Source organism: Pseudomonas sp. MS01C9 (assembly GCF_058202755.1).
Map to the genome: position 1 here is coordinate 5,573,135 of NZ_CM177073.1, position 23,676 is coordinate 5,596,810.

Consider the following 23,676-nt stretch of genomic DNA (forward strand, 5'->3'; position numbering starts at 1 on the left):
GCAAACCAGGCTGGGTTTATGCCATGCGCCTGTTTGTACAGACCAAGCTGGTTCGCGCCGTCACTGAGCCTGATGCAGCAAATGAACGTGCCGCAGCGAGACTGTCAGCCTCCCGGGCTTGAGGTTTATCAGGTAGCCGGCAGAGAGATTTTCTAAAGTGCCAGCGGGTCGCATCAATACGGAGCCAGAAAGTGCACCAGGTCGCAGTGTTGGACAGCATCATCTTTGAGCCTCATGAACTAGCCAAAAATCTGAACGACCACCACATCGTGGTCATCAACTCCACTATGCGTCTGCAGGCTCTCAAGCTAGAGGATCAGATAGCCCGAGCTCTGCAGGACTCGAAGGGGCGCGGCCCCGACATCATTTACAACGAATTCGAGGTCTTTCTTTCGCCGCACGACAGAAGGTTCGTGCCAACCCTCTGGCATCCTGAACTGAATACGCTCAATCTAGCCAGTACACACCGGATCGTTCAGCGTGCGATGGAAGTCTGGGCTACTCGAGGTTCTCCGAACCGCTTCCTGTACTCCAATCGAGCTGGGCCTTCATGAGACGTATAAGAATAGCTTTCACACCTTATTTCTAGGCCCATGATACATCCCTCTGCCTTGTGATATAACGAATCCAATGAACAAAGCCCAATAACTCATCAAACTATGATTGACAGATAGCCTGTATGCCCATACAGCATAAACATCTACCGACGGTTCCCCCTCCACTCGGTGAGCAACACAACCTCTGCGATGTGCCGCGCTAGAACCACATTACAAACTGGATGATTGTGATGTGTCATAGAGCCCCTCGGGGCTCTTTTCGTTTCTTGTCGATTACTGAACGCACCACGGCCAACCTACAGAGCTTGAATCCCGTGATTCAGTGCCTGCTATCCAGTGTTGATCCGCTTCGCCACAGAAGCGAGCCTACGTTTCACACCGATTTTAGGATTCAAAGAAAGCGCTTCTTCGTAAACCTGGACTGCCTCGGCGTACTGGCCCAGGTGCTCGTGCGCGAGCCCCTGTACTTTCAAGGCAATGGCTCTCCAAGCAGGATATTGGTCTGCGCCAAGCGACCTGGCACGCTGGACAGCATCCAGGACTTCAACGACGCGCTCGTTTGATAGATCGACCTCCCCTAGCACCTTCTCTGCGGAGAGGAGAATGCGCTCAAACCGAGACGAGGTGAGGTTCGCATCCTCGAGTTGATCACCATCTAGGAATTGGCCATCAATGTCGTACCGGAAGCTCCCGACCTCCTTGAAGTGTGCAATCAGTTCTCCCGTTTTCTCGTCGACCTCATAGCTTTCGGGCCATCCGGCTTTTGGAGTGACGCAATACAGCTCTACCCGCTTGAGCAGGTCGAACAGGAAGACCTTGTTGCCATGCTCACTGGGGCTGTTTGCTGTGGCGCAGAAAGCGTACTTCCCATTCCTAGAAATGTCGCTGGTGAAGATATTGGCCGTCAGCTCTTTCGTGATGATTACAGCTCCCGCGGGATCGAAGACACTGAATGTTCCAGAAAGAGAGCTGCCAAAATGCCAGTCCTCCAAGCAGAAAACACCGGAGTCGGAAACGTGACCGTTGTTCGGCCTAGCCATGCTTCCGTTGCAACTGACTGTACCGCTGCTCAGATCCGCCAGTACGTAGGCTCCAAGGCCCGACTCCCGATGTCCTCCTCGGCCCGCCGCAGGGTCTGAGTCGCGCCACCCAATCGCCCAGTGCTTTGACTTAGACAGCTGATATAACCCGTAAAAGTCGAGCGACTCCACCGTCAAAAAATGTTTATCACGCGAAACCTGGAGCGTTGAGCGACGCCCCGTTGGAAACCCGGGGTCGGCTTCAGCGTTGACGGCCTTGGGCCTTTTGAACAGCCAACTAAAAATGCTCATTCCCTGCTCCTTCAAAGCTTGAGCGTGCCGAGGTGAGCATTGCTGCCCATCTCGAACCCTGAGTGCGTGACCCAATTGACCTTGCCCCTGACTCTCAAAGCATGCCCTGTAGCCGGCGGCGCTTGAAGTCGTGATCCAGCAGCATAGCGGTCTCGCGAAAAAACCGCAGGCTAAGAATCCAGCAAACTCAACCTAGTTCTTGAACGCGTAAACACTGAATTTGAGCACATACCCCATGACATTGATCGGCTTGTAGGTTACCGCGGGAGAGGTAACCAGATGGTAGCGATCAGCCAGTTGGTTACGATAGCGCTGAAGCCGACGACGCTCTATGGCCCTTAGATCATCCCGAGCCAATGCCGCATCCGTGGCGGCCAGTTTTTGTTCATACTCACGTTGCCACCTCGCCCGGACGAAGTTCTGTATCCACTCCATTCGAAGAAAAAAGGTTGCAGCCACACCCAGCGTCAGAGCTGCAGTTAGATTCGTCAAATCGTCTTGCATCCATAGCGCTAACATCGCCAAGCATGGTATCGCGTAGGTCAACGCAATGTAGGTGATTCGGGTTGGAGGGTCGAATCTCATCAGCATTGGATTTCCTTGAGATAGAGGGCTGTGATGCGGCAATGTTCGCACGGAGCATGCCTGGTCATCTCGGATTTTATGGTTTCCATTTCTGAGCCCCGCAAGCCACCAGAAACTCTGATCTGTCTACTGCCGATTACTGGACGAAAGCACGGAAAGGGCTGCACCTTTCTAGCAGCATTCAAGAGCATGTGCGTTGGATACATGATAGCTTATCGCCACTTTTAGCATGTTGACCGGTAGAACTGAGCCCACCCAAGCGACTGGGTGTGCGGAGTCCCCGGCCCGCCACTTGTACGCCAACGATATAGAGAGGCTCGGAAGCTTCATGGACGCCCGCTACTCCCTCGCCCTACTAGGCGACTTTCCCACCGCTATTGCCGATGAGATCGAGGCCGCTCTAGAGGAGCGAATTTCGGAACTCGGGTTAGTGCTTCATGAAGACGTGACACTGTTTCGGGGAGATCCCAGGCGCTTCCGACCCAAGTTTGATCGCTGCTGCGCAGCCCTTTGCGCAAGCATCAATGCCACTGATGAGGCGGCCATTGAGCATTTCATTGACCGCCGAGTACCACTGGTTCCGGTTGCGCGGGATCCAGACACTTTTAAAGCCGAATTTCCTGGAAAACTTGGAGCATTGAACGGCGTTGCGATGACCCAAAGCCCAGCTATCCTTGCGAGCTGCCTCCTGGAGGCAAGCTCGCTGATCCCACGTCAGCGCCGGGTGTTCCTCAGCTATCGACGCAAAGAGTCCACAGAGGCCGCTCTGCAACTGTATTCAGAACTGTGTGCGAGGCAGTACGACGTTTTCCTCGACACGCACGGGATTTTACCTGGAGAGCACTTCCAAGAGGTGCTATGGCAGCGCCTCTGCGACTCCGACGTACTCGTCTACCTCGATAGCTCAGGGTACTTCAAAGGCCGCTGGACTGAGCTGGAGTTCGAAAGGGCTTCGTTGAGGAAACTCGCCATGCTTCGCGTTGGGTGGCCACGCGTTGAAGCAACCAACATCCATTTGATCAGCGGACAAGTCCAGTTGGAGGACTCTGATCTCGGTGCAGATCGGCTGATTCAGTCGGACGCTTTGACCGAGATTCTCGAGAAAATCGAGCTCTATCGAAGCAAAAGCGTATCGATCAGGTACCGGGATCTTGTCGGGAAGCTAACGTCTTCGGTAGAGGCCGCCGGCGGTAAAGTGCTGGGCGCTTCGTCCCGAAGAGGATTGGTGGTCTCAGTAAAAAATGAAGAAATCGTTGTCTACCCAGAGCTTCGCGTACCAACCAGCGAGTCATTCTATGAAGCATCGCTGGAGGAGCACTCGCCTCCAGTTGCCGTGATTTATAACGAAGAAGGGATCGAAGAAAGAACCTGGAAAGCCCACATGCAATGGCTCGGAGACAGGCTTGATGGGCATGCGCGCTTGGTGAAGGCGAACGCCGCTGGCCATCGATTCCAAGATTGGTATTAGGAACCGCGTGCCCGTTCGAAACGTTCCTTCCAGAGATTGACCTGCAAGCGTCTCCGCCGGCAATCATGGTGAATGATCACTCGATAGTCAGAGATCGGGCACACGTCTGAACCAGCGCATCCCTCCATACAGCTAAATCTGAGGCCAACGATATGGGCAAAATATTCCTTTCTGCCAGCGTTCCAAGCAGTGATAACATTTTCTATGAACAATGTGATCCGATGCTGATTCAGGCATCGCTTCGAACATTCCTGTACACCGTAGTGGGTCGTAAACACCTCGTATTTGGTGGTCATCCCACAATCTCCCCTCTCATTCTCGCGGTCTGCGAGGATCTAGGAGTCGACAACAGAGCTGCCGTGACGATCTACCAGTCGAAATACTTCGCAAAGGTAGCTCCAAAGGTGAACCTCAGATTTGAAAACTTGATTGAAGTAGATTCAACTGGCGACCGGCAGTCGAGTCTGGGACTCATGAGAAGAGCCATGTTCAGCCACCACAAGTTTGAGGCCGCGGTCTTCATCGGCGGGCAACAAGGTATCCTCGACGAACACAAGCAGTTCAAAAGGGAACATCCCCGAGCAAATGTGATAGCGCTCCGCAGCCCTGGTGGCGCTTCTGCCTTAATTGAGTCCTGGCTCACACCCGACGAAAAAGATTACGACGAGCTGCTCGACTACGTTGGTCTGTTCACCCATGGCCTGGGGATCGGGCTAAACAGCGAACGCAAGCTGTCAGTGAAACCCTCGAAACCAAGACACGATCCGGACAATACTTTCGGTAAAGGATAACCACAAAATGGAATACGGCTTCAACATTGACATCAACCCCGAACATTTCCCTATTACCAAGGACGTAAGTGACTTCAAGAGCAATCTTAAAGCCTCAACGGTCAAGCTTAAAAATTACTTATTGAAAGACAATGTTAGCATTGATGCCAAAACCGTTATCAAGCACCTATTCCCGGCGCAACGATGCGACATCTTCATTTCCCATTCATTCCAAGATCAAGACTTGGCGATCCAACTCGCGCTGGATCTGGAAAAGAAAGGGATAACAGCCTTCATCGACTCTACGGTTTGGGGTTCGGCATACGAACTCCTGAAGGCAATTGATGAAAAACATTGCAAAATCAAAGGTACCACTCGTTATCACTACGACCTTCGCAATCGCTCGACCGCCCATGTGTACATGATCCTAGCGACAGCTCTGCAGCAAATGATTAGCGATTCCACCGCACTGTTCTTCTTGAACACCGACCATTCTCTATCCACACAGCACTCGATCGAAGACGAAGACAAAACAGGGTCTCCTTGGATTCATATGGAGCTGATGTTTAGCCATTTCATTTGGCAAGCCAAGCATGCCAAAGAGTTGGTGATCGCCACCGAATCGCGTGCTCTCGACTCGGTGCCCGTATTCCATGAAGCCAAAACAGATCACCTCAAGGCGCTAACGGGTTTGGGGCTGCAACGCTGGATTGGCGAGCAAGAAACACAATCCAATTCAATGGAAATCCTTGAATCGCTTTCCAAGCTGCATGGCGGCAGCAGCTTGCGAAGCAGGGTCTGATCTCAGAGAGTAGCTGCCTGGAAGGCGTCTGGACTGAGTAGATAGTTCCGACAAGACTTACTCAATAATCCGAGAGCAAGCGTCCACAAAGGTTGCTTGAGGGCGGACTGACATCACCTCCATTATACGCATGATGGAGTAACGCTGGTGATGACGGTTACAGAGTCCGCATGCCAGGGCTGACCGTCACGAAGACTACCCGACCTCAAAACCTGAGACCGGCGCCCATACGATGAAGAACCGTCTTGAGCCGCTCGCGGCCACACCATGAAACCTAGCGAGCGGCACACCAGCTGGAGGTCTCAGCAAACCTACGATGAGCTTTACCGCAGCCCTAAGCCCATCCGCCCTAGCTCACCCAGAAGCTCCTCACGCCCATGTAGACTCGACACATTCCGGAGTCTGCTGATCACTTGCTCCGACCAGCCGGAAGCCTTCATTCCTTCGCGCTGATAGAACGCACCCAGTCGCGCATCGTATTCCGAAAGGACGCCCTCCTCGCCGGCGATCGTATAGGTTTGATGCCCGCGTAATACGCCCACCATGCCAAGTTTCATTTACCATGCGGTCAGCCGAGTTCGGATACGGACAGTTCGACAACATCCAGATATAGGTACTTCTTTTGGGAGCAAAACTGCTCACGGCCCGCGAGGCTTATCAGATCCTGCGGGACATCGCTCTCGGGGTTCGTAGCATGCGCCGTCTAGGTGAGCAGTCTTGGGCTGAGATCTATTGCGGTTTGATGACGGTGGAGGCCGATGGCTGGGTGCTCACGCTCTACAACGACTGTGACACGCTCGACTATTGCGACAGCTGCTACAGCCCGGAGGGACGTGCCTACATTTTTGACTCGCTGCAGTCGTACAGTACCGACCCCGTAGAGCTGCTTAGCACCTGGGAGCATGCACAGCTGGAAAAGCTGTTGGGTGTCGCGTAGCCGGCCACCGGGTAGCGGCAGGGTTTTGGTTTGGTGGACAGTCGGCTTCCGTTTGGGGTTCGAAGCGAGCTATTTCTCGCGCCGCCCCGGCTCAATGTCCAGACTTCCACCTAAAGGGCATCGTCTAGGCAACTCACGCAACAAACCCATGCTCCAAACGCCTGATAAACTCGATGGCCGTATCCGCTTCCAGCCTGGTTGCGATCATAGCGGCAGGAGCTTTGCCGCCAAATGCTTTTACCGGACGTGACATCCAGTGCATGGCTGCGTCGATATCGCCGCCATACAAGCGCTTCGCGGCGTCGAGCACTTCCAAATAACGGGCCTGTTGATCGGGGGGCAAAGTGCTCATGAGTACGCTCCTTCTGCGGTCTGATCCTAGGCTACACCATCGCCATCCGCTCACTGTCTCCCCCTTATAGGCGAGCCTGGTGCGAGTTTCAGGCGTGCCTATTACTACGATCCCTGCAGGTGGTTACGTTGGCCTGAGGCCGGCGTCTCAGGAAATGTGTAAATCAGTTTTTTGACGTGTAAAGCGGGGTGGTTTACACATCAAAAAATTGGTTTACACACCGAGTCGAGGGCGGCTTCAAGCTAGATCTTCATTTCTCTCCCGGATTCCCTCCCCGTCTCCCACTGCGTATCAGCACGCATTGACTCAAGTCCACAACACCATGCTTTCGTCATTCGCATGCTCGCTGCAATCGCTCAGCAAACAGAGGCAGATAAAGCTCAGACTCGGCTATTTGCCACCAAACCTTGTTCTCATCCTTGTCGGTCATGGCCAGCAGATCGTGCGCCAGAAAGACCTCAAAGCCCGCCCTCGCGACCTTATCTTCGGCGGTGAACTCGTAAAACCCGGCTTGGGCAACTAGCCTTTTGACGATCAGCGGCAGCAACCAGGCGGAGAAAATGAGATGGTTATGGCGAGGCCAGATGCTTCCCTTCTCACCATTTGCGGGGCCATGAGCTGCGGCGTTACGAGCGGCACAGAAATCGTGAACCCAGGCGTCGAGCGGGCGATTTACGTGCTTGTCCCAGTGCGTGCACCACCACTGTTCGTCCAGGCTCCCGTTATGCCAGATGGGCGGGTTCGGTAGCTCATCGAAGTGTTCGTTGATGGCTCTGCGGAAGGCAGCTTTGTCATGCGGAACGTCAAGCAGTGTGTCTATGGCGACCCGCATCAGGATCAGTTCGGATCGTTCATCTATGGATGACGCATCACTATTGGCTCTGAGGAAGGAAACGACCGCCTCGTCGATACGTTCCTTAAGTTCCCCAAAAGGTAGCCTGAGTAGTGCTTCAAACAACGGGATGTCGAGCGTAATCCGCGAGCTGTTGTCGACGTGGTACGGCCGAATGAACTTGAGCCCTCCCCTACCCGCCAGCATGTTTTGTGTCCCACCGTCACGCCGGCGCGTGGTCACACAGGAATGAGCCGGTGACGCGACATCAAACCGCTGCGCAACGACCTGGAGTGTGTCGGCGTTGCAATAGTCGGAAGTTGAGCACAACGACCGACCTACCAGGGCAGAGAATGCGAGATACGAACACTGAACCAGTCGCTGCTGGATTTGGGCGTCCGAGGCCTCAAGGCCCGGTTTGTCTTCGTCCCAAATGATGACCGCGGCTTGCTGGATCGGCTGTGAAGGCTGAGAGCCGAAACCTCTGTCGCCGTAGTTGCCTAGTACGCCGTCGAAAGCTTCCTGCGGTATGCCCAGCAACTCACCCGGAAGTCGACCTCGCTCATAAGGGATCAAGCGTAGGTCTGCGATCCGCAGCTCTTTGGCAGCAGATACCCACGGTAGAAAGAACACAACTGCCATAGCCCCTCGCTTCACTTGGTCATAAGATTGAAGAATCTTAGCTTAGTGGTGAGTGATCAAATGGGACTGATTTCTTCCGCAGGGCTGAATGACTAATACCATGTCGAAGCCGAAGAATTCTAAAATGAAAAAAAAGCCCCGAAAGGGGCTTTTGTGTGCGTGCAAAAATCATCCTGATAGTTACACGAGTCCGAGAATGCACGTCAGAGAGTCAGTACCACACCTATTAGATTGGAGCACTCCCCGGACTTTTATACTGTATATATATACAGTATAAAAGTCAACCTCCGTTACAAGCCACGACCGAACCTACTGACGATGCGGATCAATACACGTGGCAGCCCCTACTGCACACTCTCCAGCTTTCGCGTGAGCGTAATGAGGGGAGCGGAACACAACCAGGGCGGCATCTTGAAATACCAAGACGCCAGCTTTATCGCGGGAAACCGTGATACAAAGTCTGCTGCCAACCTTACTAGGATTCGCTAATCATGAAAGAGCTACGGACAGCCGCTGAAGTCCTTGAGCGCCTCAGCCATAACCAGGATGCATTACGCGCCGCCGTCGAAGAGCTAGCCAAATGGGTTGGTGGCCTAGGAGCAAGCAGTGTGGTGGGAAATGTGAATGGAGCTCTGTCGACTCTCGACGACAACATCGATGCCGTACGGCAAGGCATCGCGGAACTAGTAGCGGCGAGCGTCAAGCAATAGGCGGGCTCAAAATCTGTGTCTCTGCGCGCATGATCGCTACGGCTCGGGCAGTGAGCGGTACCACTCAGCATAGGGCGTGTTAACAGCCTTGTGGCGGTTGTAGTCCGGGCTGCCGTCGCTCCACCATACCGGGCCCCTCTCCCCTAGTGCCCTTTTCGCCTGATCTACTTCTGCTCGAGCTGTGCGCAACTGATCTGCATGATTTGTTGCCTTCGCTACTTTGACGGCTCTCCGCGCCTTGATTGATTGGCGCTCGCATGGCTGCGGGATTTACCTGGTGTTCTGGTTTGGGGAACTACCGTCCAACACGGGAAAAAGACTGCAGGTTCCGCCCTCGGGCGTCCCTACCCCCCGTACGCCTGAGGCCATGCGGCTAGCCTTGATAGAGTGCCTTCCGGAAGCGTTGCGATCTCGGATTGATGTAGTGGTGATAGATCTCGAAGCTGGAAGAACAAGCCTCACGCCTCGCATCTAGGAGGCTGTAGTTCTCACTCGCAGACTACCTTGGTTTCGCAAGCTCGCATCAATGGCCATACTCGGATGATGTTCGACTCTTTGCTCTTTGATCTTTGATCTTTGCTCTTTGCTCTTTGCTCTTTGCTCTTTGGCCTCAGGCATCGGCTTGAACCTGCGCATTGATGGCCTGTAGCCCCACGCCTATACTCGACGCACCATATACAGGAGCATCAAATGTCCAGACTCGCCGAATTCCGTAAGTTGGAGCAACAACTGGCTGCTCAGCTTGCCGAACTTGAGACCCTCAAAAACGATGATGGCCTGAAGCGCGAAATCGAATTCGAACAAAAGCTCCGTAGCCTGCTCTCGGAGTACGGCTACAGCCTGCGCGATATCATAGCCATTCTTGACCCACAATCTGTCAGTCGACGTGCACCAGCCGCTGTGGCTGAAAAGTCCACCCGCAAGCCCCGTCAGCTTAAGGTCTACAAGAACCCACATACAGGAGAGCGCGTCGAGACCAAGGGTGGTAACCACAAGACCTTGAAAGAGTGGAAAAGCCAGCATGGTGCCGACGAAGTCGAGAGCTGGTTAGCTAAGTAACCCTTCAGAAGCAAAGATTAGGGGCCTCGTGAAGGCCCCTTTTTTATTTTACCCAGAACAGTGATGCCTCTCTGGGCGACCCAACAACTTCTGCCTACTGCACGTTCCAGTAACGCCCTGCTCGTTCTAAGGCCACCGCACCAACTCCAGCTCCTTGAGCCGGATGGCCATCGCCGAGTCTGAGACACCGAATTGCTGGGCCAATGACACCAGGTGCTGGTTGTTAAATCGGGTGCATCGCGCCAGCGCCAGCTCACGTTCTCCCGACTCTTTCGGGGAGTAGAGAAGCCGATCCGGATTGTTGGGGTCGAGGTGATAGGCAATCACGTCACTGAAGCGCAATTGCCCCTTGCAACAGAACATGAACTCGAACCGTTCTCTCACCAGCTTCTGAGGCATTAGGAAGCAGGCGGCGAAGCGATCGGCTTGTCTCTCTGCAGGTGCACGTGGTGTTTGCAGATGACTGCCGTCAAAAGCGCGGTCGCGGTGCATGATAGTGTCTTCGTGGAGCACAAGATGGCCGATCTCATGCGCGCCGGTGAAGAGCTGGACTTTGTCACCAAACTCAGTCGCGACGGCGATCTTGTTCGATTGACGGTCAATCAGGCCCGCGATACGAGTACCGGCGTTGTGCCGATTGAAATGGGTGTCTCCCAGGGTGGGATGCTCATGGTAGTCGTAGCCGCAGACCATGGCAGCGATCCGGGGGCTGCGCATCATCATCGGCGGAACATCTTGATCTGGCCACAGGTAACGGCGATCACGGTAAATCTGCATGAGCAGATCGGTCGCTGCTTTCTCGATATGGGCTTCGTTCATGGCAAAACACCAGATGTAGGCTCTCAAGCACAATTTAGCCCAATATGTAGTGCTTTCAATATGTGCCTAATCCAATATATAGGTTTTGCCGATGAACGGTACGGCTGGTACTGGCCCGCTAAACTCCGATGGGTTCCGAGATCCCTTATAAGATCCGAGCTCTCGTTAGGAACCAGCCACGCTATCGAAACCCATGGTATTTCCTGTCCTGCGACCAAGGAACATAGTGGACTGGGTCGATCTCGGTGCTGAAGCGGACTCCCTGGATTTTGTGAATCACAATGCCGTCTCGAGCTAGACGTAGGCTTGGCTCCGGCGGAGGTACCAGAGGGACGTACCGGGAGGATTGATCTGAGTCTTTAGGTTCCGCTTCCCAGTACTCTGGGTAATACACCAACCTATCTTCATCCGGTTCCCAGAGACTCACATACTCAGCCTTTTGTGTGTCCTCGAGCCTTTCTACCCCACTGGCCTTGTTGAAAAGAATGACGTTCTGCCCCGGTGACGTATCCTGTTGCACCTGCACAGAGGGAAATAAGATACCGTCGAGATTCAGCTTTTCATGGGTTGCAAGGAAATCGGCAATAGCTTGCGTGATCAGATACCCGCTTTCCGCCGAGTCCGGCATAACTGGCATCGTCAGCTGGCGCTGTAAGTCTTTCAGAAACGCGCAGCGTTCGGTGAGGCTCCTGCGAATTGGATTGAAGTAGCTCAACCCCCGATGCGGACGCATTGAAGCCAGGTCGTTCAGGTTGAGAAGCCTCAGAGGCCGGATTACGTCGAACCGCGCGGTAACTACCATGCTGCCAACCGGAGGGCGCACCTCCGCAATTGCCGTGTGGTCATCTGTTGCGCCGTAAAAAACCGAAATTCCCTTGGCGTTCATTCGGCCAGGAGATCCCTTGCCTCCTGGTACCGGGCCGAGATGCTTTTCAGGGTGAGTCAGCGCTTCCTCCATGCTCTGCTCATCCTGAAACACCCTACCCCGTTGGAATGACGAGATTGGATAACCTTGGCCTGCGATCACAATGGCTGACCGGTCGTCCACCGAGCGCAGATCTTCTATGCCGTCGAAGACCATTGTCAGGATTGACCCCACCAAGGGATTTGCCAGCCGCGATTCGAACTTCAAGCTGTGCTCCATTTTCCGCCAACCGATAGTCAACTCGGACGAAGCCTCTGTTTCCTCTTCGAAACAAGGATCGTCATCATCTGGACAACTCCAAGAGTCGAGCAAGCGCTCATGGATGTCAGAAAGCAGGGTCTCATCGGAACCCAGCATGCGCTCCAGCACGTCATACAGACTTTCACCGATCGGTGGGTAACCATGATGAATCACTGAATTCGGTTGCTGAACCTCACGGAACGAGGCGTGGATTGCCGTTTCGCAGAGTTCCACCAGCTCATCCATGTCCATGACTGGGAGCTCTCGGTCGCAGTAGTCACACTCCCTGATATCGTTCTCCGAAGCATGATCCTGCAGGAAGGTTTCGGTAAGGCAATCGGTACACACCACTTGACGCATCACTTGCTCCTTTGCTGCATTACACGGCGCCTATCTACGTCTAGGCGAAGGCCTCTCGCTGATTTAAGCATTTACCCATCGGGTGCCGCCCTTGCCAATGGTTAGGAGCTGCCATCTCTACTGAAGCTCAGTTCCTCAACGGCCCCAAGTCAATCGCCAGGCAGCGAAGGTCAGTAACCTGTGCAACCATGGTGTCGCTGGCCTCGTGATAGGTGAAGGTGCCGAGGAAATAGAACGTGAAGTACCTTACCAGCCGTGCCTGATCGAGAATTTCATTCACATAGCGCCTTGATCGGTGCTGAGTCATGACCTCATCAGAGACCTGGAGAGATGCATCTTTGTCCGTAACCTTGTCATAGAAGTTGAATAAGAAGCCGGCCCCTTCACGCGGCTCAATCCGGCCACCGCCGTTGTAGACGTATCCTGCAGTGTCAGGTCTGGCCCAAGCCACCTTCTTGAAGTACGAACGCAACGGTATTTCACCACGCCCTGTCACGTTGATCGTTACCTCGGGAAAGAGGTCTTTCAAGGCTTCGCGTGTGTCGTGGTAGTAATCCACTAGCTCACGCAGGTCACCGCTTCGGTGCTTCCGATCGGATCGGGTGCCTTCTGCGCCGCCACCGCCCCGTCGACGAATAGCTCCTGCCTCGTCCTCGTCGCTTGGTGCGGCTCGAGGTGGACGTACCACGGGTTGTTCTGGCTGTGTCGGGGGAACAAAGATATCGATTACCGAAGTGAGTTGGCGTTTTGCCAAGCGTGTGCGGGTCTGTAACTCAGTCTCTCCGGGCAACGGCGCATCGCTACCTTCGTCCTCATCTGGCAGCATCCACTCGCAGTCCGCATGATGGTCATAGTGCTCGTTGTCTTTGTAATGCGGAGATTTGACGCGCGCTTTTTCGGTCGGGTGGATGTAGTAATTGACGGCTGTGATTTTTGGCACCACCTTGAGCGCCCTGCATTCCGGTGATGAGCACTGGAACAGAAAACGGCTACGTGGCTGGTTTTGGTTGAAATAGGCCTGATGAGCACCGCCAATGGTTAATTCTTTGGCCAAATCCACACAGTATGCCCGGGTGATCCTTCGCTTCGTTCGCATCTGCAGCCTCAACGCAAAAGCTTGAGACTAACGCGCGGTGTTTGGAGCGCCAAGGCCTGACCTAGAGCTGTTAGCTAATACCTTGGTCGAACATGGTGTCATCTGAAAGGTGAAGTTGGTAGAGGGTTTGGTCTGTTTCCTGACCAAACCCTCGCCTGGGGTTCGCAGATATTAAGAAGCATCTGTCTCAGGTTCGCCAGTAACTGCCGGCCCGCCTTCTACCGTAGAGAGTAGATCCTCGGCAACGGCTTGACGGTTTGACGCAGACTGGGCCCAGTACACCATGGCTGAGCATTCCTTCCAGTACTACTCGACGCCTGATCTGCAGGCTATCGGCACCTACCTGAAGTCACTTGCAGCCTCCGACCACAAGCCGGGTAAGCCGATGATCATGAGCGAGGCCGCCAGCGCAAATGCTGCTTTGCGGTATGAGGTGAATTGCTATGCCTGCCATGGTCTGGAAGGTGAAGGGATCGAGGGGATGGTAACCGCCTTCGCAGGCAACCACCGTATGCTTTCGGATGACCCGACCAACCTGATCCATGCAATGCTCATGGGAACGCGAGCGCCGCACACCGAGGCCAGGCAGGCGGCGGCGGGCATGCCTTCCTTCGCCTCGAAAATGAGTGACCAAGAGGTCGCTGACATCCTGAATTATGTACGCAACTCATGGGGCAATGGCGCGCCAGCCGTTACCGCCAACCAAGTCGCTGAGATGCGCGCAGCCCTCGGGGCGCACGAGAAGCTCAGCGCTCCCAAAACCCAGGCGCTGCAATGATCTTGATGAGAAGTCATCAGTAGCCGCTGTACTCCTCAAGGCACCGCTACACCCGGCGGTGCCTTTCTGAGCGAACCCGCGGCGATGCCACCCGGTACTCTACCTGGTGGTTTAGAATAGAATGGATCCTCTAGGCGGGAGGCATTTCATGCCGCTACATTGTTATCTCAAGGAAGGTGTTTTTTGAAAGTATTTTTCCATGCCGGCGATAATTGGAACCGAACTCCACCTTTAACAAAAACCGAAAAAACAGTACTGGCACTCAGTTATAATAACTGGGATGACTATTCTGTACGGACTACGTTGAACGCTGCATTCTATTATGAGGGCGAACGAATTTTTGAGTTCAACCTCAAGCTACTCATCGAGAACGACACCAACTCGCCAGTGAAGCTCAATGCGCTGCGTAACTCGGGCTGGGATGGCTATTTCCCCATTCCAGATACAAACTACGCGTCCGTCCCAAGTGACATTGAATTCTATGATGCGCTGATCACAAAACTGGGCGTTCAAGATGCTCAGAAGGTTTTGATTCTTATTCGAGACGCAGGTTATCTCGTAAACGTCACTCAGGACGAGGCTGCAAGAAAACTGACCGAACTGGAAAATTTTTCTACCTCACCGTTGCGAGAAGCCGGCGCTCGCAAATCTTTCCAGGATGGGTGGAAGGCATTTTCTGGAAATTCTCAATCAATTAAAGATTTCACGTTAAACCTCCCAGGTCGGGGTGTTGATGCGGTCACACCAGTCAGATTCAGATTTAATTCCGACACCCTTCCCTACGACATTAACGTCCTGATCGGGCCGAATGGCGTCGGGAAGTCCCACACGCTAAAAAATCTCGTTGCTTACTGGTTGGGCATGGATGCCGGTTCTCAAACACAGCTTCACAAATCCAAACACCAGCCATTTGATGCCCACCCGAACATTTCGCGACTGATCTTGATGTCTTATAGTCCTTTCGAGGACTTTGTTTTAGACCTGTCCGATTCCAAGCTCAAAGATAAAACTGCGTATAGGTACTTTGGCTTCAGGAGAGGCAGGCTTTCCGCCCAGGGAACGCGCCAAAGCTCCATCAGCCGTAACCAGCCCGCCAGCGATTCAGTCGAGTCAATGTTCAAGGCTCTAGCGGATGACGACGCCTTTAGTTTCCTTAACACCTGGACATCCAAATTCTCAACCATTCTAGATGTACTGCAACCCGCGCTTGGCTTCGAGAAGCTAGCGGTAGAGATCAATCCTAAGGCGGAGCTACCTCTTTTTCTCAAGTCTCTGGTCATTGAAGGTAATGATGGCAAGCAGTATATTCAGCTGACGCCGCTTACACACTCGAAGCTCCTCAAACTCAAAGAGAATCTTTTTTCTGTCGTCAACAGCAAGGCAGGGGTCGTATTCCTTAATGACACGGATAAGCTAGACCTCAGCTCCGGCCAGCGACTCTTCGTGTACATGGTCATAAATATTGTTGGACAAATCAAAGCAGAGAGTTTGATCATCGTAGACGAACCAGAACTCTTCTTGCATCCGACGTTTGAGGTGGAGTTCGTGGCCTTGCTCAAGAAAGTGCTTGCCGCATTCAATTCAAAAGCGATCCTAGCGACCCATTCACTTGCCATCGCTCGTGAGATCCCGGCAAACTGCATGCACGTTTATCGCAACGGGCAGTATGGGCTTGAAATCGATCATCCACCATTCGAAACTTTCGGTGGAAATATGCAAAGAATCTCGTCCTACGTGTTCGGGGACAGCAAAGTGACCAAGCCGTTCGCACAGTGGATTGAGGGGGCCATTCAAAAAGCCGGCAACCCCAAAAACCTGCTGGACAAGCTCAAAGATGAACTTAATGAAGAAATGACCATTAAAATTCTGAATGCGAGCGTACCAGATGGTCGCTAAGATCCCCAAGCCCGACGAAGACAGCATTGCCGTGTTAACTTTAGTGCTAGGCGAAAGAGTCAAGTTCAAGAAATTTTACGGTCGAATCACGCCAGACCTTACCGCCCGATACCAGCAGTATGACGATCAAAAGGGTTGTCCATCCGGCATGCCGCCGTTGGTATTGAGGAACTATGTCGATACAGACGGAGAGGCTGTCAAACGCAGGACATCATTGTTGGGACTATACAATCCCGATGAAGACAAATATCCTTTTAAAGAATTGGAGAAGCTCAGGAAGAAGAATAAACTTTTGGCATGCCCAGTATGTGGTGAACTTGGGAGGCCAAGGACACTTGACCATTGCCTACCTAAAACAACCTATCCAGAATTCGCGGCAAACCTGTTTAACCTCGTACCTGCCTGCGATTGGTGCCAAGGGGAGAAGCTGGTAGACTATAAAAACGCCGCTGGCACTAGAAGTTTCTTGCATCCGTACTATGATGACGTCAATCAACCGCTGTACTCGATAAAACTACAAGCGCCCTACCTGACTCCCGTGATTTCTTTCGAAATATCGAACGACCTGACCTTGGATCTGAAAAGCCTAGTGGCATCGCATTTGGAAGGAATCGGTTTTTGGGAGCGTTTCAAGGAATATTTCGAAAGCAGCTATCTGAACATTATTCGGATGGCGAGCGAAACCCGAGCTGGTGGTAAAGTCACGGTCACCACAGCCATCGAAAATGGTTATTCATTAGAAATAGGGAAAGGGATTAACAGTTGGGACGCTGTCGTGTATCGCTCCTTGCTGGCGGATCCCGCTGTGATGGATTTCCTTCAAAACGGAAAGCTTTCTGAATACCCCTAAGCCCTACAGCGGTACCCTGGACGATCGAATGGCGTGCGCCAGACCAATAATGGCGCACGCTCGCAACACGTCCCTCGCGACCAGTGCAATGCCGACGTTGCTTGGCAGGTCGTGAAGGCGTTTTTGACACGCCAGAATTCCTTGAATGTGTGCGAGAGGTACCGACCAAACCAAGCAAGCCATACCGCTGGTGCAGGCCCACACCAATAACCCAAGCACATTCCTGGAGATTTTCGGCAGGGGCTTCGCTGAACTGGTGGGTTCTACATCGTGCTAGCGTTCGCCCTGAACTATGCCGGTCAGCATGGCTTACCTGCTAACCAGGGGAATGCCTGCAGCACCCTACCGCTTGCATGCCGGCTAATTGTGGACTGAAAGCACCAGCCCAAGCGTGTTCAAAGCATAGTATTCTTCTGGAAGTTGAGCCCTGGCTCCAACTCGTTGAGCTAAAGTTGAAGCTCAACAGCTCCGCACTCAAAGCACGGTTTCAAGGCCTCCTCGGCAGCTGTGAATAGAAGACGGGCTATTTCTTGACGAACCTCGAACGTTCGCCCAGGAAGGATTTTGACGCTGATAAACACAAACGATGCTTCAGTCTTGTTGTGAGCGACAAGTGAGCTTGCCGCTGGGAAAAGAAGCGTCCTAACTCCACCATCTGGAAAGTGACCACAGTCCCGCGCAGCTTGGTGTAGCGCCTGTTTAAGTTGCGCTGCATCCTCGTCTTTCACCGCAGTGGTGGACTCAATTCTTATGTGAGGCACGTGAGGCCTCCCTAGTCTTTGACGGCAATACGATACAAGATTTTACTGCCTACGCTGGGCACTGACGCGATGCGCTACCGCCCACATGGTCTTGGAGTTTCACCGATCCGTCACAGTGGTAACCACATGTTTCAGCGCCTTGAATACCGGCAAAACGCCACCAAATCTATCTAGTCGGTTGCGATAAGGACTTCCCAGGATCGCTCGACCCATTAGGAGCGAAAGACATGGCCAAGGCTAAGACCATCAGCGATATCAACGACAAGTACCACTACAAGGACGAAAACCCAGGCGGCAAGCGGGACGCGAAACTCGTGTCCTGCGCCCAGTGCGACGACTACAACGAGTTGAGCTACATCTACAACGAGAAGCTCAAACCGCTGATTGAGAAAAACAAGATCTCGCATGAGGATGCAATTCAGGCGCTGGACGAGGCCTGTCAGGAGCTCAAAAACCCGCGCACCCGCGTGAAGTTTTATGAGCTGTTGACCGACAAGCTCGGCTACGACATCGCGGCCTAAGCCTGCGAGCGTTACACCGGGACTGGATGCCCACTGTCAAACGAGGCATCCAGCCCTCTCAAAAGTGAGATTCGTACGACGGCAGACATACCACCAGGTTGGCACTCCAAAGCGCTCCGAACGCGAGCAGTTTGACTCAGCCAGTAACTCGCGCATCGAGTTCATTGATCACCCACCCCTGTGCTTCCAGCGCGGCCCTCCGCTCAGCTCTCACCTCCCCCTCTCCCAGCGCACTGCTCCGAATGGCGAGACACAGCAGATGGGTGGGCCTAGTCATACCCACGTACATGAGCATCCTGTTTTTCCGGAAAGTCACCTGGTGTTCCTTCTTTACCAGCGGCTTACCCTCGAGCCAGGGCAACATCATCTCCAGAACGTGCTGCCCATTGAACGTTTCCAGGATCAGCGTCGCCGAATGAGTCTTGCCCTTGACTGAGTGCATCGAAGCTAGCTGCACGTCGACGGGTTCGTTCCTGCCATCCTCGAACCGGAATGTATTGATGGTTTTACGGGGTAACGCCGAATCCACATTTGCCGTATCGCCTGGCTCTGTCCAGGCAAGGTAGCCTTCAACCTCACCGTTGAATGAAATCTCCTCCCCGGAATGCAGCTCTTCGATCAGGCGCTTGAGTAGCACCGCATGCGTCTCCACCCACCGTTCCTTACGCAGTGGATGGGGGTGGAACAAATAGAGGTAAATGCATCGTTGGTAAGCGTTCAGTAGGTTCGCGTTACCCGCCAAGCTTCGCTCTATATATCGGTGAAGCCGTGCCCTGATCTTGACCGGCTTCCTCAGCCCGGCTCGCTCCGCGAGATGAAGCAAACACTTGGCAATCATCTCAACGCTTTCGTGTGCGTGGCCGCTGATAGCCAAGTGTGCCCTCGCCCTGCGAACCCCCTCAACAAACGTTTTAGGCGCATACCTCGAGCTATTAGCCTCTGAGCGATACTCGCTCCAATAGTGCACCAGCGCCTTGGGGAAGTGCTCTTCCTTGAACTCCCTCAGCCGGTGTACAGCACCGACTGCATGCACCCCGTGTTCGCGTTCAGCGACAGGTAGGCACCGAGACACCAGTTCCCCAAACGCGCCGAGGACACTGCTTGTATCGTTGTCAGGAAAGACAAAGATTGTATTTGGGCAGCCATCCCCCGTTCTTCCCCGACCGATTAATCCTCCGGTAATCGGAGCGACGGCGAACCCGTTCGCTAAGGAGGCAATGGCCTGGTTGAACCGAAAGCTGGTAGAGATATCAATCGTCTCTCCATCAGGAAATGCGCCATCGGACTCTCTGTCACCCTTGAAGATCTGTTGGTTCGGGTCTCCTACCCTCACCACGACCGTATCCACAGCATCGCGTGGAAATACGAGGTTAAGTAGACGATTCTGCGACGCGTCCGTGTCTTGCATTTCATCGACGAGCACGCACGGAAACCGAGCTTGCAATGAGCGAGCGATATCCGGTTCTTGCTCGATCATGGCCTGACCGAGTGTGAACACCTCGTCGTAACAAAAGTAACCTTCCGACGCCGCAGCGCCCATGGCTCTGGCTAGTTTCCCGTGTGATGGAGCTTTGGGCGAACAAATGTAGTGCACGCCTCCAAGCGGATTCGAAAAATCAGCGGTTTGAAGACGAAGATCAGCAAGCGTTGTGTCTCTGTTACCAAGCCAGCTCTCCATATTTCTTCGCTCGCGCCCCAACGCCCTTCCCCTGGCACGCCCGGTCGCCTCATCATCAACCATAACAAGCGGATGACCGTTCGATCTCAGCCAAGGTGAGGCCAGAAACCGCATGACAAAACCGTGGATGGTGTCGATGAAATGCGGGTATCGCAGCAGTCTCTGGCCGACCTCCGTGGTGCCCAGGCGATGCTCAATCTCCTCGCGTGCGGCATTGGTGTGCGACAGCACGCAGATTCCCTGCGTTCGACTGCGCCAGTGGCGACCGAGAATGGCCAGCTTGGCAACCACCAAAGTGGTCTTGCCGCTACCCGGGCATGCTGCCACATCAAGAGTATCGAGACGTTTGAGAAAGGCTCTTCGTGGCTCGTCGAGGTCGCGCAGCGACATAAGCGTGCTCACCCATTCGATGTCGGCATCGGTAACTGCCGGAACAAGATCCTGGAGCCGCATTACGCCAAATCCCCCGTTTCAGCAGCTTCTGGAGGTGCGATGCTGGTTGGCTCAGCGGGAGGCTGGGGTGTCAGATCCGGGATCGGCCCACCTGTAGCGTATTCGATCGCCTCAACCACATACGGCGGCAGCGCAGCACGCAAGCGACCCTGGTCGAGCTCACCCTCTTCAAACGCCGCCTCCAGTAGGTCGACCAGGTGCTGTGCAGTGATCGACTTTGAGCCAGAGTCTATAAATCGATAAATCTCAGTGGCGCGCTCCGCTTCGTCGGTGTAGCGCTCCTTGAGCGCCGCCAGCGCCTTACTCGCCTTCTCAAGTACTTTCATGCGCGGCAAGGTGCCTTCATTGATTTTCGCGTCATGCAAAGCCAACGTGGCGGCTCTATGCATCCAATCCATGAGCCCTTCAACGGCGAGGTCATACTCGAGCGTCCAATGATTGGCCACAAAGGTCTTCACGTTCTGGCCGTCGCCACGCGTCCGTTTATACCGATGAGCCGCGAGCTTTGGTGCACGCTCATCATCAGTAGCACCGAAGTCGCTCATCATTTTCCAACGCCGAGGCGCTGGTTTACCACCTGGAGTGAGTTTGTTCGGGTCTAACCCCATGATCGCCGGCGCGCAATCAGGCATCACATCCATATCGGTGATACAAGCCGTAGGTATCTGGATTACACCTTCCGAGTCATCGGCGCGCTGCATGATGTTCGCGTAACGACGCAACCCAACTCCCCCGACGTTCACGATCGACACGCCGTGCTTGGTCAGATCACGCTCCAACAGTCGAGCAAGGGCCGGCAATAGAATGGCCTCTGCATCACCTTCAACGATGAGCAACCCCTTCGCGAAGAACAGGCTTGCTTTCGTGACATCCAGAAAACGACTTAGGAAGCGATAATCGTCAGCGGAAAGCTTGGTGCACTTTTGTGCCATGGAAAACGCGCGCTGACCGTGAATGAGCACCAGGTTTTCCAAGGCAATCTTGGAACTGAGGTTCGGGCTGTGAGTTGTGAGGATTACCTGAACAGCTCGCGTGTTCGCTGGCTCCTGCCCCTGAGCTTGAGCTGCAGGTTGGGATGCGTTCGCCAGAAACTCCATGAGCCTGAGCTGGCGCTGCGGGTGAAGGTGCGCCTCTGGTTCTTCGATTAACAGGAGCGGAAGTCCGTCCGGCTCCTTGCCAAGCAGCAGGAGTTCGCAGGCCATGAAAAGTAGGTTATTTGAGCCCAAACCATAACTGCCCTTCACTAAGCCTGAACCCTTGTCGAGCAGTCCCAGCTCCAGCCGCTCAAGGATTTGCTTGAGCTTGGTGGTCTCACTCCCTGTATCGCCGAAGCCAAGATTGCTATGAAGCGGCTGTCCCGCGAGAGAGAGTGGCTCTAGATACCGATCATTGATGGTCGCCTGGGCAACCTTGATAGAGTCATGGCCCCGGACGAGCTCACGCATGAAATCGCCCATCCCCGCGATACTCAGGCCATAGGCATCAGCTGTAGAAGCTGGTGGAGCGGTCTGCACATACGACTCCCCACTGTCGATACCGGGAAAGCTGCTCAGCACTTGAGAGAGCCGGGAGTTACGGCCCGGCGACATCTCACGCTCGGCATCGCGCAAAGGCTTCAGGTAAGCGGTCGCCAGTAGTTGCCGCGCCCCGACGTCCAGGGCCGGCCCTTCCCCACGCTCACCACATCGAACCTGAATGTCGACCCAGCGCCTTGATGCCGTGGGCACAGCGAGTCGACGCGCTGACCAATGCACATGGAGCACGCCCACGCCGTGAGAGAATGTCACATACTCAGCAAAAGCACCGAGCTCCAAGGTGGATAGCCCGGAGAGTGTGCAAACCAAGGTGATGTCGGTTGCAGGCTCACCATTGCTTTGCACATGAAAATCTTCCAGTTCCAAGCGCAAGAAATCAGAGTCACGGGTCTGCAAGACATGCCGGATGGCATCGATTACCGCTGTCTTGCCAGCATCGTTCTCACCGACAAGCGCAGTGACGCCTTCATTGAAATGGATGACGAAGCCTGGAGTCAGATCACCAAACTGGCGGAAATTTTTGATCGACAGCGATGAAAGATACATACCACTTCTCCCTAAGCCTGGCTCATGGCCGAGTCGAGGCTTCCTAGCCAAACGCAATGTGACTGGCTATATGCCACAGACTCGGGCAAGGCGCTATCTCTAGCGGCTAAGAGCGGCGGCTGAGGTGCAGGAGCGCTGTGGTATCGGTTTTCCTAGTTGCCGAGCCCGAGGCGGATGCAGGACGACGCGGGTGGGATCGCTGGCCACGAGTCGTCGAGCACCCGAATCGACTGCAACTCCAGCTCCAGAGCAGCTTGGAGATTGGCTAACTGAGCAGGCGAGATTTTGATTCCAAATGCAGCCGCAGTGTCTTCGAGGCCATGGTCGTGGGTCATGCTCCAGCGGATATCATTGGGGGATGAGGCGCGACCCTGCTGTGAGCCCAGGCGGAGAAGCCGTCGATAGGGGTTCTGCCGGTTTCGAATCTCCAAAAGCGTACCGAAGAGATCAAAAATTACCGCTACTGTCATTCGTTGCTCCTCATCAGTACGCAGCCTCGCAGCTGCTCGCTACTGCACAACCACTCCATGCGCGGCGAGCTCCTTCACCAGAGTGCTTCGACGCAGCATCCGGGGGATTTTAAAGAGACTTCTGTATGCATAGAAGAGGCACACAGGCGTAAACAGTAGCCCGATACCAAACGTCGCTGTTGCGATGATCAAGCCCGCAGGAATTGCCGCCACAGCGAAAACGATCCCTTTGAGAATACTGGATTTAGCAACCTGCCGCAGGTGATCAAAGTCATATTCAACCTTTCCGTCTGCCTTTTGGAACGCCACCAGAACGATGCTTTTCTTGTTCAAATGCTTGTAGTACCAAGTGCGAGGCTTGTCAGTAACAATCGCCCCGTGCCTTTTCAGGTAGTCGAGCATGCAAACTTCTTTGAAATAGAAGGTTTTCCCTTCACTGTCTTCACACCGAACTTGGCTATAGAGCGTATCAATTTCAGCAGAATTTTTAACATTGTAGTTCTTGATGGTAAGTTCAATTCTTTTCAGACCAGACATGCATTTTCCTTAGTGCTTTCAAAGGCCACGTGAACACGAGTGCGCAAGAAGCCGTCCAGCGAGTTGGTCAGCGGGATATATAAAGCTCTAAATCCGAGGTGCTCGCCGCGCCTTGCCAAGTACTACAGGTTGAAAGCGGCTTCCAGGCCGGGTGAGTCAACCCAAT

Annotated in this window: 24 protein-coding genes; 10 read left to right on the plus strand and 14 right to left on the minus strand. The window is 53.9% G+C overall.

The window, feature by feature from the left end:
• The first annotated feature begins 191 nt into the window (after nt 1-191).
• Nucleotides 192-554: a hypothetical protein gene (locus AC1M7R_RS25065; RefSeq protein ID WP_438663397.1), complete on the plus strand. Its 363-nt coding sequence runs from the start codon at nt 192-194 to the stop codon at nt 552-554.
• Between the two features lie 332 nt (nt 555-886).
• On the opposite strand, the gene AC1M7R_RS25070 is transcribed toward AC1M7R_RS25065, so the two are convergent.
• Nucleotides 887-1,888, minus strand: coding sequence for a tetratricopeptide repeat protein (locus AC1M7R_RS25070; protein ID WP_490610045.1), 1,002 nt, complete (start codon nt 1,886-1,888; stop codon nt 887-889).
• Between the two features lie 192 nt (nt 1,889-2,080).
• Nucleotides 2,081-2,479 (minus strand): hypothetical protein, encoded by a 399-nt coding sequence (locus AC1M7R_RS25075; RefSeq protein WP_490610046.1) that lies wholly within the window; start codon nt 2,477-2,479, stop codon nt 2,081-2,083.
• Nucleotides 2,480-2,801: 322 nt separating this feature from the next.
• Between AC1M7R_RS25075 and thcB4 the strand changes: the two genes are divergently transcribed.
• The 3 genes from thcB4 (at nt 2,802) to AC1M7R_RS25090 (ending at nt 5,513) form a co-directional block, all read left to right on the plus strand.
• Complete coding sequence (thcB4, locus tag AC1M7R_RS25080) at nt 2,802-3,941, plus strand: Thoeris type III anti-phage system protein ThcB4 (protein ID WP_186567053.1); 1,140 nt, start codon at nt 2,802-2,804, stop codon at nt 3,939-3,941.
• A 152-nt stretch (nt 3,942-4,093) separates the two neighbouring features.
• A complete protein-coding gene (gene thcA / locus AC1M7R_RS25085) occupies nt 4,094-4,732 on the plus strand; it encodes a Thoeris type III anti-phage system protein ThcA (protein WP_490610047.1) in 639 nt (212 codons plus the stop codon).
• 7 nt (nt 4,733-4,739) lie between these two features.
• On the plus strand, nt 4,740-5,513 hold the full coding sequence (locus AC1M7R_RS25090; RefSeq protein ID WP_236295268.1) for a toll/interleukin-1 receptor domain-containing protein: 774 nt from the start codon (nt 4,740-4,742) through the stop codon (nt 5,511-5,513).
• Between the two features lie 323 nt (nt 5,514-5,836).
• On the opposite strand, the gene AC1M7R_RS25095 is transcribed toward AC1M7R_RS25090, so the two are convergent.
• On the minus strand, nt 5,837-6,070 hold the full coding sequence (locus AC1M7R_RS25095; RefSeq protein WP_490610048.1) for a hypothetical protein: 234 nt from the start codon (nt 6,068-6,070) through the stop codon (nt 5,837-5,839).
• Nucleotides 6,071-6,135: 65 nt separating this feature from the next.
• Here AC1M7R_RS25095 and AC1M7R_RS25100 point away from each other — a divergent pair, with 65 nt between their 5' ends.
• Nucleotides 6,136-6,450, plus strand: a complete 315-nt coding sequence (locus tag AC1M7R_RS25100) for a DUF7693 family protein (protein ID WP_480460865.1) — start codon at nt 6,136-6,138, stop codon at nt 6,448-6,450.
• Between the two features lie 133 nt (nt 6,451-6,583).
• Here AC1M7R_RS25100 and AC1M7R_RS25105 read toward each other — a convergent pair whose 3' ends face one another.
• The 3 genes from AC1M7R_RS25105 to AC1M7R_RS25115 form a co-directional block, all read right to left on the minus strand.
• Nucleotides 6,584-6,802, minus strand: coding sequence for an antitoxin Xre/MbcA/ParS toxin-binding domain-containing protein (locus tag AC1M7R_RS25105; protein WP_146476347.1), 219 nt, complete (start codon nt 6,800-6,802; stop codon nt 6,584-6,586).
• 331 nt (nt 6,803-7,133) lie between these two features.
• Complete coding sequence (locus AC1M7R_RS25110) at nt 7,134-8,276, minus strand: hypothetical protein (protein WP_490610049.1); 1,143 nt, start codon at nt 8,274-8,276, stop codon at nt 7,134-7,136.
• Nucleotides 8,277-9,022: 746 nt separating this feature from the next.
• Nucleotides 9,023-9,256 carry a hypothetical protein gene (locus AC1M7R_RS25115; RefSeq protein WP_490610497.1) on the minus strand — a complete coding sequence of 78 codons (234 nt, stop codon included), beginning with the start codon at nt 9,254-9,256 and terminating at the stop codon, nt 9,023-9,025.
• 420 nt (nt 9,257-9,676) lie between these two features.
• Between AC1M7R_RS25115 and AC1M7R_RS25120 the strand changes: the two genes are divergently transcribed.
• The gene (locus AC1M7R_RS25120; RefSeq protein ID WP_053256026.1) at nt 9,677-10,045 is read left to right on the plus strand and encodes a histone-like nucleoid-structuring protein, MvaT/MvaU family; all 369 of its coding nucleotides are present in this window, start codon (nt 9,677-9,679) and stop codon (nt 10,043-10,045) included.
• 126 nt (nt 10,046-10,171) lie between these two features.
• On the opposite strand, the gene AC1M7R_RS25125 is transcribed toward AC1M7R_RS25120, so the two are convergent.
• The 3 genes from AC1M7R_RS25125 to AC1M7R_RS25135 form a co-directional block, all read right to left on the minus strand.
• Nucleotides 10,172-10,864, minus strand: a complete 693-nt coding sequence (locus tag AC1M7R_RS25125) for an ImmA/IrrE family metallo-endopeptidase (protein ID WP_053256027.1) — start codon at nt 10,862-10,864, stop codon at nt 10,172-10,174.
• Between the two features lie 181 nt (nt 10,865-11,045).
• Entirely contained in the window at nt 11,046-12,389 is a 1,344-nt protein-coding gene (locus AC1M7R_RS25130) for an RES family NAD+ phosphorylase (protein WP_490610050.1), read from the minus strand.
• Nucleotides 12,390-12,516: 127 nt separating this feature from the next.
• Complete coding sequence (locus tag AC1M7R_RS25135) at nt 12,517-13,449, minus strand: hypothetical protein (protein WP_490610051.1); 933 nt, start codon at nt 13,447-13,449, stop codon at nt 12,517-12,519.
• A 319-nt stretch (nt 13,450-13,768) separates the two neighbouring features.
• Here AC1M7R_RS25135 and AC1M7R_RS25140 point away from each other — a divergent pair, with 319 nt between their 5' ends.
• From AC1M7R_RS25140 to AC1M7R_RS25150, 3 genes are all read left to right on the plus strand, one after another.
• Nucleotides 13,769-14,263 (plus strand): c-type cytochrome, encoded by a 495-nt coding sequence (locus tag AC1M7R_RS25140; protein ID WP_490610052.1) that lies wholly within the window; start codon nt 13,769-13,771, stop codon nt 14,261-14,263.
• Nucleotides 14,264-14,446: 183 nt separating this feature from the next.
• Complete coding sequence (locus AC1M7R_RS25145; RefSeq protein WP_438663365.1) at nt 14,447-16,159, plus strand: AAA family ATPase; 1,713 nt, start codon at nt 14,447-14,449, stop codon at nt 16,157-16,159.
• A complete protein-coding gene (locus AC1M7R_RS25150) occupies nt 16,149-17,009 on the plus strand; it encodes a hypothetical protein (RefSeq protein WP_438663364.1) in 861 nt (286 codons plus the stop codon). Before AC1M7R_RS25145 ends, AC1M7R_RS25150 begins: the two co-directional genes overlap by 11 nt.
• 446 nt (nt 17,010-17,455) lie before the next feature.
• Here AC1M7R_RS25150 and AC1M7R_RS25155 read toward each other — a convergent pair whose 3' ends face one another.
• Nucleotides 17,456-17,770: a 5-carboxymethyl-2-hydroxymuconate Delta-isomerase gene (locus AC1M7R_RS25155; protein WP_198834651.1), complete on the minus strand. Its 315-nt coding sequence runs from the start codon at nt 17,768-17,770 to the stop codon at nt 17,456-17,458.
• A 227-nt stretch (nt 17,771-17,997) separates the two neighbouring features.
• Here AC1M7R_RS25155 and AC1M7R_RS25160 point away from each other — a divergent pair, with 227 nt between their 5' ends.
• The gene (locus AC1M7R_RS25160) at nt 17,998-18,291 is read left to right on the plus strand and encodes a hypothetical protein (protein ID WP_198834652.1); all 294 of its coding nucleotides are present in this window, start codon (nt 17,998-18,000) and stop codon (nt 18,289-18,291) included.
• 136 nt (nt 18,292-18,427) lie between these two features.
• On the opposite strand, the gene AC1M7R_RS25165 is transcribed toward AC1M7R_RS25160, so the two are convergent.
• From AC1M7R_RS25165 to AC1M7R_RS25180, 4 genes are all read right to left on the minus strand, one after another.
• Nucleotides 18,428-20,422, minus strand: coding sequence for a UvrD-helicase domain-containing protein (locus AC1M7R_RS25165; RefSeq protein WP_438663363.1), 1,995 nt, complete (start codon nt 20,420-20,422; stop codon nt 18,428-18,430).
• Complete coding sequence (locus AC1M7R_RS25170) at nt 20,422-22,503, minus strand: ATP-dependent nuclease (RefSeq protein ID WP_198834654.1); 2,082 nt, start codon at nt 22,501-22,503, stop codon at nt 20,422-20,424. Before AC1M7R_RS25170 ends, AC1M7R_RS25165 begins: the two co-directional genes overlap by 1 nt.
• A 152-nt stretch (nt 22,504-22,655) precedes the next feature.
• Nucleotides 22,656-22,973, minus strand: a complete 318-nt coding sequence (locus AC1M7R_RS25175; protein WP_438663361.1) for a hypothetical protein — start codon at nt 22,971-22,973, stop codon at nt 22,656-22,658.
• A 39-nt stretch (nt 22,974-23,012) separates the two neighbouring features.
• Nucleotides 23,013-23,510: a hypothetical protein gene (locus AC1M7R_RS25180; RefSeq protein WP_490610053.1), complete on the minus strand. Its 498-nt coding sequence runs from the start codon at nt 23,508-23,510 to the stop codon at nt 23,013-23,015.
• Nucleotides 23,511-23,676 lie beyond the last annotated feature (166 nt).

Excerpts from the sequence above, each read along its gene's own strand:
- AC1M7R_RS25070 (WP_490610045.1), bottom strand. The coding sequence starts at position 1,888 with ATGAGCATTTTTAGTTGGCTGTTCAAAAGGCCCAAGGCCGTCAACGCT.
- AC1M7R_RS25125 (WP_053256027.1), bottom strand. The coding sequence starts at position 10,864 with ATGAACGAAGCCCATATCGAGAAAGCAGCGACCGATCTGCTCATGCAG.
- AC1M7R_RS25130 (WP_490610050.1), bottom strand. The coding sequence starts at position 12,389 with ATGCGTCAAGTGGTGTGTACCGATTGCCTTACCGAAACCTTCCTGCAG.
- AC1M7R_RS25090 (WP_236295268.1), top strand. The coding sequence starts at position 4,740 with ATGGAATACGGCTTCAACATTGACATCAACCCCGAACATTTCCCTATT.
- thcA (WP_490610047.1), top strand. The coding sequence starts at position 4,094 with ATGGGCAAAATATTCCTTTCTGCCAGCGTTCCAAGCAGTGATAACATT.
- AC1M7R_RS25170 (WP_198834654.1), bottom strand. The coding sequence starts at position 22,503 with ATGTATCTTTCATCGCTGTCGATCAAAAATTTCCGCCAGTTTGGTGAT.
- AC1M7R_RS25175 (WP_438663361.1), bottom strand. The coding sequence starts at position 22,973 with ATGACAGTAGCGGTAATTTTTGATCTCTTCGGTACGCTTTTGGAGATT.
- AC1M7R_RS25120 (WP_053256026.1), top strand. The coding sequence starts at position 9,677 with ATGTCCAGACTCGCCGAATTCCGTAAGTTGGAGCAACAACTGGCTGCT.
- AC1M7R_RS25150 (WP_438663364.1), top strand. The coding sequence starts at position 16,149 with ATGGTCGCTAAGATCCCCAAGCCCGACGAAGACAGCATTGCCGTGTTA.
- AC1M7R_RS25105 (WP_146476347.1), bottom strand. The coding sequence starts at position 6,802 with ATGAGCACTTTGCCCCCCGATCAACAGGCCCGTTATTTGGAAGTGCTC.
- AC1M7R_RS25110 (WP_490610049.1), bottom strand. The coding sequence starts at position 8,276 with ATGGCAGTTGTGTTCTTTCTACCGTGGGTATCTGCTGCCAAAGAGCTG.
- AC1M7R_RS25075 (WP_490610046.1), bottom strand. The coding sequence starts at position 2,479 with ATGCTGATGAGATTCGACCCTCCAACCCGAATCACCTACATTGCGTTG.
- AC1M7R_RS25165 (WP_438663363.1), bottom strand. The coding sequence starts at position 20,422 with ATGCGGCTCCAGGATCTTGTTCCGGCAGTTACCGATGCCGACATCGAA.
- thcB4 (WP_186567053.1), top strand. The coding sequence starts at position 2,802 with ATGGACGCCCGCTACTCCCTCGCCCTACTAGGCGACTTTCCCACCGCT.
- AC1M7R_RS25140 (WP_490610052.1), top strand. The coding sequence starts at position 13,769 with ATGGCTGAGCATTCCTTCCAGTACTACTCGACGCCTGATCTGCAGGCT.
- AC1M7R_RS25160 (WP_198834652.1), top strand. The coding sequence starts at position 17,998 with ATGGCCAAGGCTAAGACCATCAGCGATATCAACGACAAGTACCACTAC.
- AC1M7R_RS25095 (WP_490610048.1), bottom strand. The coding sequence starts at position 6,070 with ATGAAACTTGGCATGGTGGGCGTATTACGCGGGCATCAAACCTATACG.
- AC1M7R_RS25180 (WP_490610053.1), bottom strand. The coding sequence starts at position 23,510 with ATGTCTGGTCTGAAAAGAATTGAACTTACCATCAAGAACTACAATGTT.